General features: G+C 59.7%; 18 protein-coding genes and 1 pseudogene. All 19 read right to left on the bottom strand.

Going from position 1 to position 18,864, the window contains the following annotated elements:
• A pseudogene (locus E4U03_RS05595) lies at positions 1–381 on the bottom strand (aspartate carbamoyltransferase); the annotation flags it as partial.
• 2 nt (positions 382–383) lie between these two features.
• Positions 384–1,004 carry a bifunctional pyr operon transcriptional regulator/uracil phosphoribosyltransferase PyrR gene (gene pyrR, locus E4U03_RS05600; protein ID WP_135012286.1) on the bottom strand — a complete coding sequence of 207 codons (621 nt, stop codon included), beginning with the start codon at positions 1,002–1,004 and terminating at the stop codon, positions 384–386.
• Positions 1,005–1,180: 176 nt separating this feature from the next.
• Complete coding sequence (gene nusB, locus E4U03_RS05605; protein WP_135012288.1) at positions 1,181–1,591, bottom strand: transcription antitermination factor NusB; 411 nt, start codon at positions 1,589–1,591, stop codon at positions 1,181–1,183.
• 5 nt (positions 1,592–1,596) lie between these two features.
• Complete coding sequence (gene efp / locus E4U03_RS05610) at positions 1,597–2,160, bottom strand: elongation factor P (protein ID WP_135012290.1); 564 nt, start codon at positions 2,158–2,160, stop codon at positions 1,597–1,599.
• Between the two features lie 107 nt (positions 2,161–2,267).
• On the bottom strand, positions 2,268–3,362 hold the full coding sequence (gene aroB, locus E4U03_RS05615; RefSeq protein ID WP_135012292.1) for a 3-dehydroquinate synthase: 1,095 nt from the start codon (positions 3,360–3,362) through the stop codon (positions 2,268–2,270).
• Positions 3,359–3,979: a shikimate kinase gene (locus tag E4U03_RS05620; RefSeq protein WP_135012294.1), complete on the bottom strand. Its 621-nt coding sequence runs from the start codon at positions 3,977–3,979 to the stop codon at positions 3,359–3,361. Before E4U03_RS05620 ends, aroB begins: the two co-directional genes overlap by 4 nt.
• A 2-nt stretch (positions 3,980–3,981) precedes the next feature.
• Positions 3,982–5,196, bottom strand: a complete 1,215-nt coding sequence (gene aroC / locus E4U03_RS05625; RefSeq protein ID WP_135012296.1) for a chorismate synthase — start codon at positions 5,194–5,196, stop codon at positions 3,982–3,984.
• A gap of 101 nt (positions 5,197–5,297) precedes the next feature.
• Positions 5,298–6,227, bottom strand: coding sequence for a shikimate dehydrogenase family protein (locus E4U03_RS05630; RefSeq protein ID WP_135012298.1), 930 nt, complete (start codon positions 6,225–6,227; stop codon positions 5,298–5,300).
• Positions 6,227–7,444 carry an endolytic transglycosylase MltG gene (mltG, locus tag E4U03_RS05635; protein WP_135012300.1) on the bottom strand — a complete coding sequence of 406 codons (1,218 nt, stop codon included), beginning with the start codon at positions 7,442–7,444 and terminating at the stop codon, positions 6,227–6,229. Before mltG ends, E4U03_RS05630 begins: the two co-directional genes overlap by 1 nt.
• A complete protein-coding gene (gene ruvX / locus E4U03_RS05640; RefSeq protein WP_135012387.1) occupies positions 7,437–7,955 on the bottom strand; it encodes a Holliday junction resolvase RuvX in 519 nt (172 codons plus the stop codon). Before ruvX ends, mltG begins: the two co-directional genes overlap by 8 nt.
• A 28-nt stretch (positions 7,956–7,983) precedes the next feature.
• Positions 7,984–10,671 (bottom strand): alanine--tRNA ligase, encoded by a 2,688-nt coding sequence (gene alaS / locus E4U03_RS05645; RefSeq protein ID WP_135012302.1) that lies wholly within the window; start codon positions 10,669–10,671, stop codon positions 7,984–7,986.
• Positions 10,672–10,717: 46 nt separating this feature from the next.
• Positions 10,718–11,188, bottom strand: coding sequence for a peptide chain release factor 4 (locus E4U03_RS05650; protein ID WP_135012304.1), 471 nt, complete (start codon positions 11,186–11,188; stop codon positions 10,718–10,720).
• Positions 11,189–11,614, bottom strand: coding sequence for a DUF948 domain-containing protein (locus tag E4U03_RS05655; RefSeq protein ID WP_135012306.1), 426 nt, complete (start codon positions 11,612–11,614; stop codon positions 11,189–11,191). It abuts the gene before it with no gap.
• 143 nt (positions 11,615–11,757) lie between these two features.
• Positions 11,758–12,390 carry a 30S ribosomal protein S4 gene (gene rpsD / locus E4U03_RS05660; protein ID WP_083091092.1) on the bottom strand — a complete coding sequence of 211 codons (633 nt, stop codon included), beginning with the start codon at positions 12,388–12,390 and terminating at the stop codon, positions 11,758–11,760.
• Between the two features lie 379 nt (positions 12,391–12,769).
• Positions 12,770–13,282: a hypothetical protein gene (locus E4U03_RS05665; protein ID WP_135012308.1), complete on the bottom strand. Its 513-nt coding sequence runs from the start codon at positions 13,280–13,282 to the stop codon at positions 12,770–12,772.
• Positions 13,283–13,705: 423 nt separating this feature from the next.
• Complete coding sequence (locus E4U03_RS13345; protein WP_228065899.1) at positions 13,706–14,830, bottom strand: hypothetical protein; 1,125 nt, start codon at positions 14,828–14,830, stop codon at positions 13,706–13,708.
• Between the two features lie 210 nt (positions 14,831–15,040).
• Positions 15,041–16,438: a replication-associated recombination protein A gene (locus E4U03_RS05675; RefSeq protein ID WP_245207672.1), complete on the bottom strand. Its 1,398-nt coding sequence runs from the start codon at positions 16,436–16,438 to the stop codon at positions 15,041–15,043.
• Positions 16,439–16,450: 12 nt separating this feature from the next.
• Complete coding sequence (gene dtd / locus E4U03_RS05680; protein ID WP_135012309.1) at positions 16,451–16,885, bottom strand: D-aminoacyl-tRNA deacylase; 435 nt, start codon at positions 16,883–16,885, stop codon at positions 16,451–16,453.
• Positions 16,886–17,019: 134 nt separating this feature from the next.
• Positions 17,020–18,792: an aspartate--tRNA ligase gene (aspS, locus tag E4U03_RS05685; RefSeq protein WP_135012310.1), complete on the bottom strand. Its 1,773-nt coding sequence runs from the start codon at positions 18,790–18,792 to the stop codon at positions 17,020–17,022.
• Between the last annotated feature and the right edge of the window lie 72 nt (positions 18,793–18,864).

The raw sequence follows: 18,864 nt of genomic DNA on the forward strand, positions 1-18,864 counted from the left end.
GGCGTTAAGCACGGGCACGTCAATCCAGCCAGCTTCAGCCAGACGCTGGGGGGCACCCGATGCGCTGTGACGAATCACCACGGCGTCGGCGTTGATAGCTGCCAGGGTCTGGGCGGTATCTTTGAGGGACTCCCCCTTAGAGACAGATGAGCCCTTGGCCGAGAAGTTGATGATGTCGGCAGACAGGCGCTTTTCGGCAGCTTCGAAGGACAGACGGGTGCGGGTCGAGTCTTCAAAGAAGAGGTTGACCACGGTGCGCCCCTGGAGCACGGGGAGTTTCTTGACTTCGCGCTGGCCGACCTCGCCCATGTAGTCGGCGGTATCGAGAATGTTGAGGGCGTCGTCAAGGGAGAGATTCTTGGTATCGAGCAGGTGACGCACGGCTACTCCCCTCCTTCCTGGGCTGAGGTGGTGGAGTGGGCGGGCTGGGAAATTATCACCTTGTCGTCCTCACCGTCGATGGATGAGAGCAGCACTTTCACCGATTCATGGGTGCTGGTGGGCAGGTTCTTTCCCACGTGATCTGCGCGGATGGGGAGCTGGCGGTGGCCGCGGTCAACCAGCACAGCGAGGCGGACGGCTTCGGGGCGGCCGTAGCCCTTGAGGGCATCGAGGGCGGCGCGGATGGTGCGCCCTGAAAAAAGTACATCGTCAACGAGGACGACGGTGCGGCCGTCTATCCCTGCTGCGGGCAGGCGGGTGGGCTCAGGCGTCCGCCCCGGTTTTGAAAGCAGGTCATCACGGTACATGGTGATGTCGAGCTGCCCCAGAGAAAAAGCAGGATTAAAGCCGGAATCGGTCTGGGCAATTTTATCGGCCAGACGCTGGGCTAGGGGGAAGCCTCGCCGCGGAATACCCAGGAGAACCAGGTTCTCGCTGCCCTTGTTGGCTTCAAGAATTTCGTGGGCGATGCGAGTAAGAGCTCGCTCGATGTCGGCAGACTCCAGGATGACCCGGTGGGCTCCTGCAGATACGTCGGTGGGTACACCTGTGGTATCGGTCATGTACCGGTCTCCTTCCCCGCCTCACAGGACGGACTTAAAGGTTGCTGTCACACCTCAATGTATCACGTCCACCCCTCACCGCGGCTGAATTTGAGACAGTTTTCAGTAGGTACCATTTAAATCAGAAAAACCCACCTCGTTGGTGGGTTTTTCTGATTTAAATGGTACCTATGGGCCTAGGCCAGCAGGGTGGGCTTCACCTGGCGCAGGCGGTCGAGCAGGCCATTCACAAACTTGGGTGAATCGTCGGTCGACAGCAGGCGAACCAGGCCGGTAGCCTCTGAGATAGCTACGGCATCGGGAATCTCGTCATTGAAGAGGAGCTCCCAAGCACCGAGTCGCAGGGCCACGCGGTCCACGCTGGGCATGCGGTCCATGGTCCAGTCCTGGGCGTAGGTTTCGATGTACTCGCGAATCTCTTCGTCGTGGTCGCGTACGCCACGAACAATCTGCTCGGAGTAGAGCGAAATCTGCGCTGAGGTGTAGGTGCGGCGGCGAATCAGGACGTCAATGACATCATCGCCGCGCTGATCGGCCTCAAACAGGACTTCGAGGGCGCGAAGTCTAGCTTTGGTTCTTGAATTCACGGTACTTAGTCGTTGACGCGGCCGAGGTAGTCGCCGGTGCGGGTGTCGACCTTGACCTTGGTGCCGGTTTCGAGGAAGAGGGGCACCTGAATCTCGGCGCCGGTCTCAACGGTTGCGGGCTTAGTGCCGCCGGTGGAGCGGTCGCCCTGCAGACCGGGCTCGGTGTAGGTGATTTCAAGGACGACGGAGGCGGGGAGCTCGATGTAGAGGGGTGAACCTTCGTGCATGGCGATGGTTGCGGTCTGGTTTTCGAGCATGTACTTGGCGGCGTCGCCAACGGTGACCTCAGAGACGTTGATCTGGTCGTAGGTCTTCAGGTCCATGAAGACGTAGTCGGTGCCGTCCTGGTAGAGGTACTGGTAGTCGGAGCGGTCGACGGTTGCGGTCTCAATCTTGGCGCCGGCGTTGAAGGTCTTATCAACTACCTTGCCTGAGGTGACGTTGCGCAGCTTGGTGCGGACGAAAGCGCCGCCCTTGCCGGGCTTGACGTGCTGGAATTCGATGACGGACCAGAGGTTGCCGTCAATCTTGAGAACGACACCGTTCTTGATATCTGCGGTAGTAGCCAACAGACTCTCCTCTAAACTGAAATTTTCAATAAGCGTTGCGGGGTAAACCGTAGACCAGTCTACCGGCTCACCCGCCGCTTTGCGTTATTAGTTAGCGAGTTTCACACCTAGCTGGCAATTTCCTGGTAGGTCATAAACAGAATCGAGTCGTCGGGTACCTCGTAAATACGGGGCTTGCCCAGGCTCTCCAGCACGACGAATCGCAGCATGTTGCCGCGAGCCTTTTTGTCGCGGCGCATGGTTTCAAGCAGCTTGGGCCAGCGATCTGCCGGGTAGGTGGTGGGCAGGTCGAGGGCGGTACAGATAGCGCGAGTTCGCTCGACGGTTGCCTCATCAAGGTAGCCAGCGGCGAGGGACAGTTCTGCGGCGAAGACCATGCCTACCGCTACAGCAGCCCCGTGGCGCCACTGGTAGCGTTCTGCGTGTTCGATGGCGTGGCCCAGGGTGTGCCCGTAGTTTAGGAATTCGCGGCGGCCCGACTCCTTCAGGTCTTCAGACACCACCTCAGCCTTAACCCGAATAGAGCGCTCGATGAGTTCCCTCACTACCTCAGACTGGGAGTCCCGAATCTTGCTGGGGTTCGCTTCAATCAGGTCGAGAATCACCGGGTCTGCGATGAAGCCGCACTTAATCACTTCGGCCATACCGGTGAGCAGCTCGTGCTGCGGCAGGGTGCGCAGCACCCCCAGTTCGCAGAGAACGGCTGCGGGCGGGTGGAAGACCCCTACCAGGTTCTTGCCCTCTGCGGTGTTGATGCCGGTCTTGCCGCCGACTGCGGCGTCCACCATGCCCAGCAGGGTGGTGGGGATGTGGATGACGCGGACGCCGCGCAGCCAGGTGGCTGCCACAAAGCCGGCAAGGTCGGTGACGGCGCCGCCACCTACGGAAATAATCGCGTCGGTGCGGGTGAAGTCGTTTTGGCCCAGTACCTGCCAGCAGAAAGTAGCAACCTGAATGTGCTTGCCCTCTTCGGCGTCCGGAATTTCTGCCGAGTAGGCCTCAAAACCCGCTGTGCGCATCTGCTCCATCACCAGTTCACCGGTAGAGCGCAGGGCGCGGGGATGGATGACGAGAATGCGCTGGGTTCGGTTGCCCAGGATCTCGGGGATGGTACCGAGCAGGTTGTGGCCTACGTAAACGTCGTAGTTTTCTGAAGGCTGGGTGCCGGTGACGGGTATGACGGTGGTGGCCTGGTCGCTCACGCTTGACCCTTTCGGTTCTTGATGATGAAGTTCTGAATTTCGGCTGCCATGTCGGCTATTCCCCTGCCGCCGCGGGCGTCAAGGGTGTAGCTGGCGAGCTCTTCATAGCGGTCCTGCCGTGCCTCGAATATCTCGATCCATTTTTGCACCGGGTTGGGCTGGAGCAGGGGCCGAGTTTTGCTGTTCTGGATGCGCGGGGCTACGGTTTCGGCGTCAACCTTGATATAGATAACGGTCTCGTCTTTGAGTACGTCGGCTACCTCCGGCGTCATGGGCGCTCCCCCGCCCAGGGAGAAGATGGTGTTGCGCCGGGCAGGTGAGGTGAGTACCTCGCGGATAAGATCGGCCTCGATACGGCGGAACTCAGCTTCGCCGTAGTCGGCAAAGATTTGTGACACCTCACCGTATTTTTCGACGATGAGGTGGTCAGAGTCGAGGAACTTGTAGCCATAGAAGCGCGCGAGGTGCGTTCCTATGTACGATTTGCCCGCCGCCATGGGGCCGATGATCACGACCGGGCGGGATTTTTCGATATAGGTTTCTTGCACCTCGCGCACCTGGTTGGGTGCGAGCACCTCGGTCATGTCGATCGCGTGGTCACGTGATCGGGGGGTCATGGTTAGGCGTCCCACCCTGCTACGTTGGACTCCCAAGCCAGGGATTCGGGGATGGCTGCCAGGTAGGAGTCCATGTTGCGACGGGTTTCGCTGATGGAGTCGCCGCCAAACTTTTCGAGGGCTGCTTCTGCCAGCACCAGGGCGACCATGGCTTCTGCGACAACGCCGGCTGCGGGCACAGCACAGACGTCTGAGCGCTGGTGGTGGGCGCGGGCAACTTCACCGGTGGAGGTGTCGATGGTAGCTAGGGCCTTGGGTACGGTGGCGATGGGCTTCATGGCGGCGCGTACACGCAGCAAGTCACCGATGGTCATGCCACCTTCGATACCACCTGCGCGGTTTGAGACGCGCTGGACGCCGTGCTCACCGGGTACGATTTCGTCGTGGGCACGGGTGCCGGGGCGCTTGGCGGTTTCAAAGCCGTCGCCTACTTCTACACCCTTGATGGCCTGAATACCCATGAGGGCTGCGGCCAGGCGGGCATCGAGACGGCGGTCCCAGTGCACGTAGGATCCGAGTCCCGGGGGAAGGCCGTAGGCCAGAACTTCTACCACGCCGCCCAGAGTCTCGCCGTCCTTGTGAGCCCTATCGACAGTAGCGACCATGGCTTCTGAGGCTGCGGCGTCGAAGCAGCGCAGGGGATCGGCGTCGAGGGCAGCAACATCGCGAGGGGTAGGACGCGGGGCGTCAGCGGGGGCTGCCACCTCGGCGATAGCGGTGGTGTGGCTGACCAGCTCTACGCCGAGAGCCTTGAGAATCTGAGCTGCAACAACGCCCAGGGCTACGCGGGTTGCGGTTTCGCGGGCGCTGGCACGTTCAAGGACGGGGCGGGACTCGTCGAAGCCGTATTTCTGCATACCGGCGAAGTCTGCGTGGCCGGGGCGGGGGCGGGTCAGGGCTACGTTGCGGGCGCGCCCCTCAATTAGGGCAGGGTCAACGGGGTCTGATGACATCACATCAACCCACTTGGGCCATTCGGTGTTGGCGATTTCGATAGCTACGGGGCCGCCCTGGGTTTTACCGTGGCGGACACCGCCGAGGATACGTACGCGGTCCTCTTCGAACTTCATGCGGGCACCACGCCCGTAGCCGAGGCGGCGGCGGGCTAGAGCATCGCGCACCATCTCGCTGGTGAGTTCGACACCTGCCGGTACGCCTTCAATAATTCCTACCAGGGCTTCGCCGTGGGATTCACCGGCTGTGAGCCAACGTAGCATCTCTAACCTTCTTTACGTTTGCCTGTGGGTCTTGTGTTCTAAGATTTCCAAAAATAGCGGTCGATAGCAAACCGCTACTTCACGATTCGGTACGAGTAGTCTCAGCGTGTGAGCCAGACTGATTCGTTCACCGATTCGGGTTCAAAGCCTGTAACAGGTAGCCCTACCGCCTGACGCATGGCAGTGAGCACTTCTTCCTGCCGGGGTAAGGGGTGGCTCCTATCGTGGCCGGTAAAAAGCTTGACCTGGTCTACCGCCTGGTACATCAGCATCTCAAGGCCGCTGGTCACGGTACCGCCGCGAGCTTCCCACTCCCCCGCTAGAACCGAGGGCCAGGGGTCATAGGAGACATCGAGCAGGTAGCCCGCAGATTCACCCTGTTCTGCGGTAGCCAGTAGCCCGTCGGCTGCTCCCGCGGGCAGGGTACAAACGGTTACATCAAACTCCGCATAGCTTTTTGCGAAGCTGCCAATCGGCAGAAAGTCAAGGTGCAGACCCAGGCGGGTGGAGGCGTCCGCAACCCCCTGAGCCCGGCTAGCGTCGCGCACAAAGACACGGACGCCGTCCGCCCCCATGGCGCGCAAGGCAGCAAGGGCTGCGGTGGCGGTGGCACCGCCACCAATAATCGCAGCACGTGCGGGCTTGCAGACGAAGCCGGCCTGGCGCAGGGCATTGACGATACCCGACACGTCGGTGTTGTCGCCCCAGGAGGCCAGCTGACCATCAGCATCGTGCCGCCAGTAGACGGTGTTGACAACGCCCACTGCTTGGGCAAAGAGGGTCAGGTAATCCAGGTGCTCTTTGACCGCTGATTTGAGGGGCATGGTGACTGAGAAGCCGCGGGTGCCCTGCTCGGGGGTGTAGCGGGCAAAGACGTCGGCTAGCTGGTCCTCGCGGGTGCCTAGCCGCTCATAGGCCATCTCGATGCCAAGAGCCCGGTAGGCGGCCCGGTGGAGCAGGGGCGACTTGCTGTGCTTAATGGGGTGCCCCAAGACAAAAGCCTTGGGGCACCCGGTAACCTGCTGACTCATTAGGAGCAAACACCCTCGTGAGTTTCACAGAAGTCGTTGTAGACTTCCACATTCTTTAGGTGCTCTTCGTAGGTCTTAGCGAAGAGGGTTTCACCGGTGAAGAGGTTAACGGTGACCCAGAAGTAGTAGTCGTTCTTCTCGGGGTTCGCCGCAGCCTTAATGGCAGCCAGGCCTGGTGAACCGATGGGGCCTACGGGCAGGCCCTGGTAGTAGAAGGTGTTGTACTTGTTGCTGGCGTCCTGCTTCTGCTCGGTAGAGATGTGGTAGCTCTGAATACCCAGGCCGTAGGCAACGGTTGCATCGGACTGCAAGAAGCCGCTGGTTTCACCATCGGGGTTGTTCAGACGGTTCTCAATAGCACCGGCAATCGGGTAGTAGTCAGCCTCGCGGCCCTCAAACTCAAGAATTGAGCCGACGGTGATGACGTGGAAGATCTGGTCATCGCCAGATACTCCGGCCTCTTCCAGGGCCTTGAAGGTGTTATCTACCATCATCTGCAGAATCTCTTCAGCACCGGCGTCCTTGGGGAAGCGGTATTCGCCGGGGAAGAGGAAGCCCTCGATGGTGGGGAACTTAGACGGAATTCCAAAGCGGGTGGGGTCGGTGGACAGGGCCTTGAATTCCTGGGCGCTGATACCGGTACCGGTGGCCAGAGCTTCAAAGGTCTTGTCCATACGCCAGGTGCGGGCAACAGCCACATAGTTGGTGTTGGCCTCGTCAAAACGCAGGAGCTCGCTGAGGGCAGACGAGCTGCTCATTTCTTCCTGCATCTTGTACTCACCGGGCTGGAAGAACTGGCCCTGGCCGTTATTGGAGTATTCCTCCAAGAAACGGTCGGCTTTTGCAATGATGCCCTGCTCTTCCAAAGAGTTAGCGATGCTAATAGCTGATGCGCCCTCGGGAATAGTGAAGGTGACTTCGGTGCCGTTGCCCTCGCCCGCGTAATCCTTACGTTCGAACCAGCCGTACTGGGGGGCCAGAATCGATACGACCAGCACCAGGGCTACCGCAAATACAAGGCCTGCGGAAATCACAAAGTTGCGGGAGCGACGGCGGGTGCGGTCACGGTCTGCTGCGGTGTATTCCTCTTCGTCGACGGCGGTGAAGAACCCACCGTTAGCTCCGTCTTCGGTTGAGCCCAGCAGGCCGTCAAGATCGGTCTGCTGGTTCTTGGTGCGGCGGCGCGGCGGGCGGCTAGAACTCGAGTTCTCAGACATTCGGGTTCTCCGTTTCGTCGTTGGAGGTGCTGGAATCAAGCTCATCGTGAGGGATCGTGAGCTCAACGCGGTAACCGGCCAGATGCTGGCCAGCTTTAAGGGTGTCGACGGCATGCTGCAAGATATTGACGGCAGCAACCTGGTCGACCATAGTTTTGAATTCTCTGCTCGATACTCCGGCCTCGTGGAGCGAGCGGTGGGCGCTCACCGTGGTGAGTCGCTCATCGACCAGCCACACGGGCACGGAGGCATCGTCAGCAGCAAGTTCCTGCACCAGGGCCTCGGCATACTCGCGGGCCATGAGGGTCGAGGGGCTCTCTCCCCCGCGCATGGTCTTGGGCAGCCCCACGAAGACTTCGGTGACTTCGTTAACCTCAATGAGCTTGCGAAGTACCCGCCGGTCTGAGTTCTTTTTCAAATCGCGGCGGAGGGTCTTGAGGGGCGTAGCGAGTATGCCGTCGGGGTCGCACAGGGCCAGGCCGACGCGAGCATTGCCCACGTCGACTCCCATGCGGCGGCCTCTGGTGAAGGTCACTGGGTTAGGCTCTCAGCTCTGAAATGGTGGATCGGATAGCGGTGAAGGCTTCGTCAATCTTGGTGGCGTCCTTACCGCCGCCCCGGGCGACGTCGTCCTTACCGCCACCGCCGCCGCCGAGCACGCCAGCTGCAATGCGGACGAGGGCGCCCGCCTTAACACCGGCATTACGGGCGGCCTGGTTGGTGGCAACCAGAATAACCGGACGTCCGTTGTTCACACCGGCAACAGCTACGGTAGCAGCGTCCTCACCCAGGCGTGAGCGCAGGTCAAGGGCGAGCTCGCGTACGGCATTGGCGTCCAGTTCCCCTGCGTTGTGGAGCAGGGTGCGGACGGAACCCACCATCTGGGCGGTTTCGGTCAGCTTACCGGCCTCAGCCTGCAGCTTTTCCTTGCGCAGCTTAGCCAGTTCCTTCTCGGCTTCCTTGAGCTTGGCCAGGGTCTGGTTGATCTTTTCGGGCAGTTCAGTGGAGGACTGCACCTTCATCAAACCGGTCAGCTGGTTGACCAGGGTACGCTCGGCAGCCAGGTGGTTGAAGGAATCCAGGCCGACCAGGGCTTCAACGCGGCGGTTGCCCGAGCCGACGGACTGCTCAGTGAGCAGGGTCAGAGAACCAATCTGAGCGGTTGAACCGACGTGGGTACCACCGCAAAGTTCGCGGGAGAAGTTGCCGCCCATTTCGACCACGCGCACGGTGTCGCCGTACTTTTCGCCGAAGAGGCTCATGGCACCAAGCTTCTTGGCCTCGTCCAGCGGCATTTCGCGGGTAATGGTCTGGAAGTTGTCGCGGATAGCGGTGTTAGCTACCTCTTCGACTTCCTGCTTGGCAGCATCGGAGAGACCCTCGCCCCAAGCGAAGTCGAAGCGCAGGTAGCCTTCCTTGTTGAAGGAGCCTCGCTGGGTTGCTTCGTTACCGAGTACCTGGTGTAGGGCTGCGTGGATGATATGGGTGCCGGAGTGGGCCTTTTCGCCGTCCTGGCGGCGCTGTACGTCCACCTGGGCAATAACGGGAGTGCCGGCTACAACCTCGCCCTCGCGCACAACTGCGCGGTGCACTGAGAGACCCTTGACCGGCTGCTGGACGTCTGACACGTCAATGGTGAAGCCGTTACCGGTGATAACGCCGGTGTCAGCGGCCTGGCCGCCAGCCTCAGCGTAGAAGGGGGTTTCGTCGAGTACGATTTCAACCTTCTGACCTGCGGACGCGGCGGGTACAGAAACACCGTCGACCAGGATGGCGTGCAGGGTGGTTTCAGTCCGCAGTTCGTCGTAGCCGGTGAAGATGGAGCCGCGTTCGTCGGCCAGTTCGCGGAAGACGGAGAGATCGGCCATGCTGCCCTTCTTAGCCTTAGCGTCGGCCTGGGCGCGGTGGCGCTGTTCTTCCATGAGGGCACGGAACTGGGCTTCGTCGACCTTCACGCCAGCTTCTTCAGCCATTTCGAGAGTCAGGTCGATGGGGAAACCGTAGGTATCGTGCAGGGCGAAGGCGTCTGCACCTGAGACTTCACCCTTACCGGCTGCCTTTGCTGAAGCAACAGCTTCTTCCAGGCGGGTGGTGCCTGACTCGATGGTCTTGAGGAAGGCCTTCTCTTCGGCGTAGGCGATGCGGGAGATACGCTCGAAGTCTTCGACAACGTAGGGGTAGGCGCCGGCCATGGCGTCCTTGGAGGCGGGGAAGAGGACGGGCAGGCAGTGCTCGGTGACGCCCAGCAGGCGCATGGCGCGGATAGCGCGGCGCATGAGACGGCGCAGGATGTAGCCGCGGCCCTCGTTGGAGGGGGTTACACCGTCTGCAATAAGCATGAGGGAGGAGCGGATGTGGTCAGCCACCACGCGCATGCGCACGTCGTCTTCGTAGCCTTCGTCGTTTGCGTTTTCAGAGCCGTGGTACTTCTTACCGGAGAGCTTGGCTGCGGCATCGAGGACGGGGCGTACCTGGTCGGTTTCGTAGAAATTCTCTACGTCCTGTAGCAGCATGGCCAGGCGCTCTACGCCCAGGCCGGTGTCGATGTTCTTCTTGGGCAGGTTACCCAGAATCTCGAAGCTGTCCTTGCCGGTACCTTCGCCACGCTGGTACTGCATGAAGACCAGGTTCCAGATTTCGATGTAGCGGTCGTCGTCGGCTGCGGGGCCGCCTTCCTTACCGTATTCGGGGCCGCGGTCATAGAAGATTTCTGAGTCGGGGCCTGCGGGCCCGGGCTGGCCGGTGGACCAGTAGTTCTCGGCCATGCCCATCTTCTGGATGCGTTCGGCGGGGAACTTCACGTCGTTGACCCAGATATTGTAGGCTTCGTCGTCGCCCTCGTAGACGGTAACCCAGAGACGTTCGGGGTCGAGGCCGTAGCCGCCGTCTTCGATTGAAGAGGTCAGCAGCTCGTAGGCCCAGGGAATGACTTCCTTCTTGAAGTAGTCGCCGAAGGAGAAGTTACCGGCCATCTGGAAGAAGGTGCCGTGGCGGGCGCTCTTGCCAACCTCGTCGATGTCAAGGGTGCGGATGCACTTCTGCACGCTCACCGCGCGGGAGAACTTGGGGGTTTCGCGGCCCAGGAAGTAGGGGATGAAGGGGACCATGCCCGCGATGGTGAACATGGCGCCGGGTTCGTGTGAAACCAGTGACGCTGAGGGTACTACGGTGTGCCCGCGCTTTTCGAAGAATTCGATCCAGCGCTTTGAGATTTCCTGTGAGAGCATTGAGGCTTTCTTCCTTCGGTTGGTGGTAAATCTTGGAGTGGTTCGCTTATGCGAAGAAGTCTTTGCCGAGTTCGGCATCGCGCTCTAGGCGGCGTCTGATGTCGGCTTCTCGTTCTGCCAGGCTTCCGGCCGGGGGCAGGGCAACAGATTCGATGAGCTGGTTGCCCGCTAGGTGCTGAGGCTCGCTCCCCTGCTGCCAGGTGTTGAGGGAGCCGGGGCGAGCGTCCTTGATCTGGGCGTCGAAGCGGTCTTTGAGTTCTGCTTCTTTTTCGTCCATGCCCGCTTTGACGGTTGCGGCGAAGCTGATGGCCTTGAGGGCTGCACCCTTGAAGGGGGCGCCGTATTTTGAGTCAAAGAATTGAGCCATGGTGCTACCTTCTGCTGTGAACCGCTGCAGGGGGTGGTTCGCTGAGACTTCAAGGTCGGTGGATGCCGGTGCTGAGGTACGGGTGCGCGTGGCTAGGTAGCCTGCGGCGGCTCCGCCCGCTATGAGGAGTACGTTTTTGAGCAGTCCCATTTAGTGACCTTCGGGTGAGGTTCCGGGGCGCTCCTGCCCTGCGGTGGTTGAGGTTGCCGGGCGTGAACCGGTCGCAGTGGTGCCGTCCCCCTTGACTGCTTTGCGGATGCCATGGGAGAAGGCTGCGACCTTGATGAGGGGCTGACCTACGGTTGAGGTGACCAGTGATGAGAGGGCGGAAACGTTTGCTGAGGCGTCAGAAACGTTGCTGGTGATGTTATCGACCTTTTCGATCTGGGCGTTGGTGCTGGCAACGGTTTTGGTGACTTCACCGATGAGGGGGGTGGTTTCATTATTGAGGGACCGGATGGTTGTGGTGAGTTCGTCGAAGACCTTGCCGAGTTTGATGATGGGCAGGGCTAGCAGGGCTACGAGGATCGCGAATACGCCTGCGGCTATGAGGCCCGCGATATCTGCTCCACTCATGGCTTTCCTGCTTTCTGCCGAGTCACCCGGCTGTTGAAGGACACGATTTGATAACAATCTTACTTTACACGGCATTAAGGAGCCAGCCCGCTCCCCTGTTCCCGTGTGGGTGCAGGTGAGCGGGCTGGTTAAGCTTGGCGTGATTAGGCCAGGCGTGAGTAGTATTCAACCACGAGCTGCTCTTCGCAGGTCACGGGGATTTCTTCACGCTTGGGTGCTCGCTCGAGCTTTGCGTGGAGCTTCTCGATCTCTACGTTCAGGTAGGCAGGGGTGTCGGGCAGGACATCCTGGTGTGCGCCGGTGGCTGCAACCTGGAAGGGTGCCATCTTCTCTGACTTGGGGTGAACGTGGATGAGCTGGCCGGGCTTGACGCGGAAGGAAGGGCGGTCAACGCGAATACCGTCTACCATGATGTGGCGGTGTACGACGAGCTGACGTGCCTGTGCGATGGTGCGAGCGAAACCTGAGCGCAGGACGAGGGCGTCGAGACGGGTTTCGAGGATCTCGACCAGGTTCTTACCGGTCTGGCCTTCGATGCGCTTTGCTTCGAGGTAGGCGCGGCGCATCTGTGCTTCACGGATGTTGTACTGTGCGCGCAGACGCTGCTTCTCGCGCAGCTGTACGGCGTAGTTTGAGTCAGCCTTCTTGCGGCTGCGGCCGTGCTGGCCGGGGCCGTAAGGACGACGCTCGAGGTACTTTTCTGCCTTGGGGGTCAGTGCGATGCCGAGGGCACGTGACTGACGCACGGTACGGCGGGTACGGTTGTGGTTTGCCACAGTTCGTATTCCTTTTCTTTAGCGGTTGGCACGGCTCGTAACGCATATACGGTGGTGCGCTGAGCGTTTCCCACGGGTGTGGGTGTGCCATTGTTCTGGTGGTCTGGCCTCCGGTAGACCGCCCACGGTTTGGGCGGTGGAGAGTAGAGAGCAGCCGCACTCTCGTTACTACGAGCTACCCGGCGATCAGTTTCTGCCCCGTTATCGGGGCAGACGCTGCGTTTTGAGTAGTCTGCCAGTCGCAATTAAGTATATAGACCCGTTAGGTGCCCTGGCTAACCCCGCAGAAGTCAAGAAGTTGTGACTTTAGACAAAAGTGGGCTCCGGGTGCTTCCAGCACTCGGAGCCCAGTGAGCCCACTAGGGGGAGATTATCGGCGTTAGATACCGAAGCCGTAGTTGTCGTAGACGCTGCTGTTGTTGGCCGGGTTGGTGTCCTGAGCGCTGTTGGGGATGTAGTCGGTGGTGACAACAATCTTGTTGCGCTTGGAGTGGTTAAGATAGTGTCCGTGGGCCCAGTCAAGGCGAACCTGCTCACCGGGGCCAAGCTCACCGCGCAGGGTCACCATGAAGGTATGGGAGTTAACGCGAGCAATCTTCATCTTGGTTGAAGTGGGGGTGGTCAGAGTCAGGGAGGTGTGCTTGACGGGGGCACCGCTCATGTCTTCAACGGTAACGTAGAAGCGGGTTCCACCAGGCAGGTTGCCAGAGGCGGATCCGGAGTTGCCGATATAGAGCTGGCCGATAGTTGCCAGACCGGGCACCGGGGCGAAGGAGGTGGCGTTCGTGTAGACGTCAACGGAAGTGGGAGCGGGAGCTGCCTGTGCGGGAGCTGTGGCCAAACCGGTAGCTACAAGGGCGCCGAGAGCTGCGGCGGATAGGGTTTTCTTCATAAGAAATCCAATCTAAAGGTGTGTGATTCAGAAATGAATTACCTGGATGATTTTTTCTTGCATTTCAAAATCTAGCAGGGATCCTTCGCTATTGCTGTTGAAATATTATCCATAAATATGAGGACAAGACCAACCACCCTGGGGACAAGCGGGAAGTTTCACCTAGTCAAAGCCAAATATGATAACAGCCGTACTAGCACAAAAATCCTGCAAGTCCCCAGAGGGGCATCAAGGTTACATTTATCTCATTCTTAAGTTTACCGACTAGTAAATTTAAAACGGAAACTAAAAATTTTGGGTAAAAGAAAAGATCAGGTGTGCCATAACCTGATCTCAAGAATATAGAGAAGGGGTAGGTCCCTAAGAACCCTACCCCCTTGAGCTAGTTACCTAGCAGTAGCTCCTGAAAGCTAGCGGTAATCTTTACCAGATACCGTCATGGTAAGTGAATTCCTTACCCACTCCAGTATTGTAACCCTGAGTCAGACCACCCAGAGCACTGCCGAAGAATTCGCGGGCATTGCTGTAACGAGCGTTAAAACGGTCACCGTTCAGACCTGCGGTCGGCAGAGCCATAAAGTTACCAATCTCGTGGGACCAGACGTAGTCTTTACCGGAGTAGGTAACGGCCTTAACGTCACCACTGGCATCATGAGCCCAGCCAGAGAACTTGATGGTAGCACCGGCAAAGCGCTCGTTGCTGTTGTTCCAGATATCAACGCGCTTGGTGTAGGCGGTCAGCAGGCAGGCCTCGTCAACAGAGGAGCCAACGGAGGCGCGGACCTCGTCGAAGCTGGGGGGCAGGAAGCCAATGGGGCGAACACCTAGAGAGGTGTAGATGCGGCCACCAGCATACCCGCCATTACGCCAGTGGGAGTTAATGAGAGAGGTCTGCGCTGCGGAGCTGGTAGCATCAGTCTTGGGCTTGATGACGAAAATCCACTTGAGGTGGTTACCCTCGGCAACACCGGTCTCTTCACCGAACTCGCCGGCGCCCAGGTTGTTGTAACGACCATCAGCGGAGTAGATAGTGACGTAAGAGGAACCATGGGAGACGTCACGCTGATTGATAGCATTGGGGTCATCCACGTTCATCGGAGTGGGGGTAGCACTCGGCTCGCCAGTACGAGTATTCCAACGACCGTTTGCGGAGGTCCTGGTAGGAATCTGGAGGCCGCGAACAACAGTTCCGCCCAAGGTCCGGTTAATAGCTTCAGAGGTGTCAACATTACGCTGAGCAAACTCGAAGCCGAAGGGTAGATCGGAAACATCTAGAGCGCCACCGTTAGTGGTCTGAATCTTAAGGTTAGAAAGGCTTAGCGCACCATTGACGTGCACTTCGGCGGTGTACCAAAGGCGGATGGTGGTATTGGTCAGGCTGGGCAGGTAGGCCAGGCGAATCTGGAATACCGTATCGACCTGAGCATCAATGTCGTCAGGGCAGGTCGGTGAAGCTGCATACGCAGGAATGGCAGCAGCTGCCACAACAGCAGGTGCTGCCCAAGCGGCACCCTTTGCTAGGGTGCGTCGGGAAAAATCGTGAGTCATGTGTAACTTTTCCTTAAAGTATTTAGGGAGAAATAAGATGTGTAAATACTACAAAGGTTTAGAATCTGAGGAAACAAAAATTCTCTCACGGCTACATCTAAACGAACTCTATTTTATACCCGTAAGCTAGGAAAAGCAGAATTAGTTGCCCAAGTTTCATGTGATGTTAACGATAGGGTACATGATTTCCTCCCTCTCTGCAGATTTTCACTAGGCGAGTTTTCGTAGACGGGCTATCTTTTTCAGGCGCTCCCCTAGTTGTCCCTCAGCCCCAAAGGTCGTAGGAGTGTAATAGGCTTTACCTACAAGAGCATCGGGGGCGTACTGCTGGCGAGCCACCCCATTCTTTTGGTCGTGCGGGTAGATATATCCCTTACCGTGCTCTAGCACAGCAGCCCCCGGGTAGTGGCCATCGCGCAGGTGTAGCGGAACCGGGCCAGCCAAGCCAGCGCGGACGTCCGCCAATGCTCCGTCGATAGCCCGGTACACAGCGTTGGACTTAGGGGCAGAAGCCAAATGAATTGTCGCCTGCGCCAAATTCAAACGAGCCTCGGGTAGCCCCACCAGCTGAACAGCCTGGGCAGCATTCACCGCAGCAGTCAGGGCCGTGGGGTCAGCCATGCCGATATCCTCACTGGCATGAACAATCAGACGGCGAGCAATAAACCGAGGGTCCTCCCCCGCCTCAATCATGCGCGCCAGATAGTGCAGGGCGGCATCCACGTCTGAGCCGCGAATCGACTTAATAAAGGCACTGGTGACGTCGTAGTGCTGATCCCCCTGCTTGTCATAACGAACCACTGACCGGTTGACCGCCAAACTCGCGTGCTCAGCCGTCACCGGCAGGGGCTGGTTGACCGAATACTCGACCCCGGCGTCCGCCGCCTCACCAAAGGCCACCGCGGCAGCCGCCTCTAAAGAAGTCAGGGCCTTACGGGCGTCCCCGTTGGCCATCTTGACCAGGTGCTCGGCGGCCTCATCATCGAGGTCAACCACACCGGCAAAACCACGGGGGTCTATGACCGCGCGCTGGAGCAGCTCAGCTATATCAGTGTCGGTCAGCCCCTGCAGAGTCAACAGAATAGAGCGCGACAGCAGGGGCGAAATAACCGAAAACGAGGGATTCTCGGTAGTTGCTGCCACCAGAACCACCCAACGGTTTTCTACCCCCGGCAGCAGGGCATCCTGCTGGGCCTTCGTAAAACGATGAATCTCGTCCAGAAAAAGCACAGTGGTGAGCCCGCGAAAATCACGGTCCTCAAGGGCCTGGTCCATAACGGCGCGCACGTCCTTCACCCCAGCCGTAATAGCAGAGAGCTCCACAAACTTACGCCCTGCTCCCCCGGCAATCACATTCGCCAGAGTGGTCTTGCCCGTCCCGGGAGGGCCCCACAGAATCACCGAACTAGGACCTGCCGGCCCACCGCCCTCACCCGCCAGCACCCGTAAGGGCGAGCCCGGACCCAGCAAATGCTTCTGGCCCACCATCTCATCGAGATTTCGGGGACGCATACGCACCGCCAGCGGAGCCCGCTCCCGCCTGCGCGCTACCTGCTCACTATCAGTGTCGGGCTGAGAATCGTCAAAATAGAAGAGGGAGGGTTCCACGGTGAACTTACCTTAGAGAGAATCGGTATCGAGAATCAGGGTAACGGGGCCGTCGTTGGTCAGGCTCACCTGCATATCGGCGCCGAATCTGCCGGTCTCAACGGTTACCCCCAGGGCGCGCAGGGCCTGAACATAGTCATCAAAGAGGGGCTCGCTCACGGGGCCGGGCGCTGCCGCAGACCAGGACGGACGCCGCCCCTTCTTCGCGTCCCCGTAGAGGGTAAACTGGCTCACTGCCAGCACCGGGGCACCCTCATCAAGCACAGACCGCTCCCCCGCCAAAAGCCGCAGGTTGGCGGTCTTTTCTGCGAGCTTGGCAACCTGGGCGGGGCCGTCCGTATGCGTAATACCCACCAGAACCAGCAGGCCGGGTCGGTCGATTGCGCCCACCGTTTCGGCGTCGACGGTGACGGCTGCTGAGGTAACCCGTTGAAGAACTGCGCGCATGGGTGCTCCTATGTGTGGAGGGTGGCTGACGGTTCTAGCCTATCAACTGCCCTAGAAAAGACCAGAAAAACCAGAAATACCCACCTAGTTCGTGGGTATTTCTGGTTTAGATGGTACCTACTAGGAAGGGGCGGTTACTTCTCGCCGTCCTTCTTAGGCTTGAAGTCAACGCCGGCTTCCTTACGCTGCTGGGCAGTGATAGGTGCAGGTGCTGCGGTCAGCGGGTCGTAGCCGCCACCGGTCTTGGGGAAGGCAATGACGTCGCGGATAGAGTCGGTGCCACCAATCAGCTGCAGCACGCGGTCCCAGCCGAAAGCGATACCGCCCATGGGGGGAGCACCGAAGCTGAAAGCCTCCAGCAGGAAGCCGAACTTCTCTTGAGCCTCTTCCTCGGTAATACCCATGACCTTGAAGACACGCTCCTGCACGTCACGCTGGTGGATACGGATTGAACCGCCACCGATTTCGTTACCGTTGCAGACAATATCGTAGGCGTAGGACAGGGCCTCGCCGGGGTTCTCGTCGAAGGAGTCCAGGTATTCGGGCTTGGGTGAGGTGAAGGCGTGGTGCACAGCGGTCCAGGCTGAGTGGCCCAGGGCGACGTCGCCGGACGTGGTTGCGTCAGCTGCTGACTCGAACATGGGGGCATCCACGACCCAGACGAAGGACCAGTCACCGTCCTTAATCAGGCCGGTTCGGTGGCCAATCTCAACGCGGGCTGCACCCAGCAGGGCGCGGGAGGCCTTGGCCTCACCGGCTGCGAAGAAGATGCAGTCGCCGGGCTTGGCGCCGGTAGCCTCAGCCAGGCCCTCGCGCTCAGCATCGGTGATGTTCTTGGCTACGGGGCCGGTCAGCTCGCCGTCCTCCTGAATCAGCACGTAGGCAAGACCCTTAGCACCGCGCTGCTTGGCCCATTCCTGCCAGGCATCCAGGGTGCGGCGGGCCTGGGAGGCGCCACCGGGCATCACAACGGCACCCACGTAGGGGGCCTTGAAGACGCGGAAGGTGGTGTCCTTGAAGTAGTCGGTCAGCTCGGTGAGCTCCAGGCCGAAGCGCAAGTCGGGCTTGTCCGACCCGTACTTCTCCATGGCGTCCTTGTAGGTAATACGCTCGATGGGGCGGGGTACCTTAACGTCAATCAGGTTCCAGACGGCCTCAACGATGCGCTCGCCCAGGTCGATGATGTCTTCCTGGTCAACGAAGGAAGCTTCGATATCCAGCTGGGTGAATTCGGGCTGACGGTCGGCGCGGAAGTCCTCGTCGCGGTAGCAGCGGGCAATCTGGTAGTACTTCTCGATACCGCCCACCTGCAGCAGCTGCTTGAAGAGCTGGGGTGACTGCGGCAGGGCGTACCAGGAGCCGGGTGCCAGGCGTGCAGGCACTAGGAAGTCGCGGGCGCCTTCGGGGGTGGAGCGGGTCAGAGTGGGGGTCTCGACCTCGGTGAAGTTCTGGCCGTGCAGAACCTCGCGGGCGGCACGGTTCGCTTCTGAGCGCAGACGCATCAGGCGGGCAGGCTCGGGGCGGCGCAGGTCGAGGTAGCGGTACTTGAGGCGGGCTTCTTCGCCCACTTCGACGTGCTCATCAATCTGGAAGGGCAGGGGGGCTGAGGTGTTGAGAACCTCGGTCTCCTTGACCATAACCTCAATTTCACCGGTGGTGAGGTTGGGGTTTTCGTTGCCCTCGGGGCGGCGGGTTACTTCACCCACGACCTTGAGGACGTACTCGTTGCGCAGGTGCTCGAAGTCGGCTTCGTTGTGGAAGACAACCTGGGTGACGCCTTCGCGGTCACGCAGGTCAACGAAGGCCACGCCACCGTGGTCGCGGCGGCGGGCTACCCAGCCAGAGAGGGTAACGGTTTCTCCGATGTTCTCGGCGGTTAGCTCGCCGAGGGTGTGAGTGCGTAGCACTGAGTTCCTTTCGATGGGGCACGGTACCGGGTGGCACTGTCTAAAGTTCAGTTTGCTCCCGATTTTACCGTG

This window comes from Rothia nasimurium (genome assembly GCF_004569295.1).
In the GTDB taxonomy this organism is placed as follows: Bacteria; Actinomycetota; Actinomycetes; order Actinomycetales; family Micrococcaceae; genus Rothia; species Rothia nasimurium_B.

Bases quoted from the DNA above. Each gene is read 5' to 3' on its own strand.
- ruvX (WP_135012387.1), bottom strand. From the start codon at position 7,955: ATGGGAGTCGACGTGGGCAATGCTCGCGTCGGCCTGGCCCTGTGCGAC.
- mltG (WP_135012300.1), bottom strand. From the start codon at position 7,444: ATGTCTGAGAACTCGAGTTCTAGCCGCCCGCCGCGCCGCCGCACCAAG.
- alaS (WP_135012302.1), bottom strand. From the start codon at position 10,671: ATGCTCTCACAGGAAATCTCAAAGCGCTGGATCGAATTCTTCGAAAAG.
- E4U03_RS05650 (WP_135012304.1), bottom strand. From the start codon at position 11,188: ATGGGACTGCTCAAAAACGTACTCCTCATAGCGGGCGGAGCCGCCGCA.
- E4U03_RS05620 (WP_135012294.1), bottom strand. From the start codon at position 3,979: ATGACCCCCCGATCACGTGACCACGCGATCGACATGACCGAGGTGCTC.
- dtd (WP_135012309.1), bottom strand. From the start codon at position 16,885: ATGCGCGCAGTTCTTCAACGGGTTACCTCAGCAGCCGTCACCGTCGAC.
- E4U03_RS05665 (WP_135012308.1), bottom strand. From the start codon at position 13,282: ATGAAGAAAACCCTATCCGCCGCAGCTCTCGGCGCCCTTGTAGCTACC.
- E4U03_RS05655 (WP_135012306.1), bottom strand. From the start codon at position 11,614: ATGAGTGGAGCAGATATCGCGGGCCTCATAGCCGCAGGCGTATTCGCG.
- E4U03_RS13345 (WP_228065899.1), bottom strand. From the start codon at position 14,830: ATGACTCACGATTTTTCCCGACGCACCCTAGCAAAGGGTGCCGCTTGG.
- pyrR (WP_135012286.1), bottom strand. From the start codon at position 1,004: ATGACCGATACCACAGGTGTACCCACCGACGTATCTGCAGGAGCCCAC.
- E4U03_RS05630 (WP_135012298.1), bottom strand. From the start codon at position 6,227: ATGAGTCAGCAGGTTACCGGGTGCCCCAAGGCTTTTGTCTTGGGGCAC.
- aroC (WP_135012296.1), bottom strand. From the start codon at position 5,196: ATGCTACGTTGGCTCACAGCCGGTGAATCCCACGGCGAAGCCCTGGTA.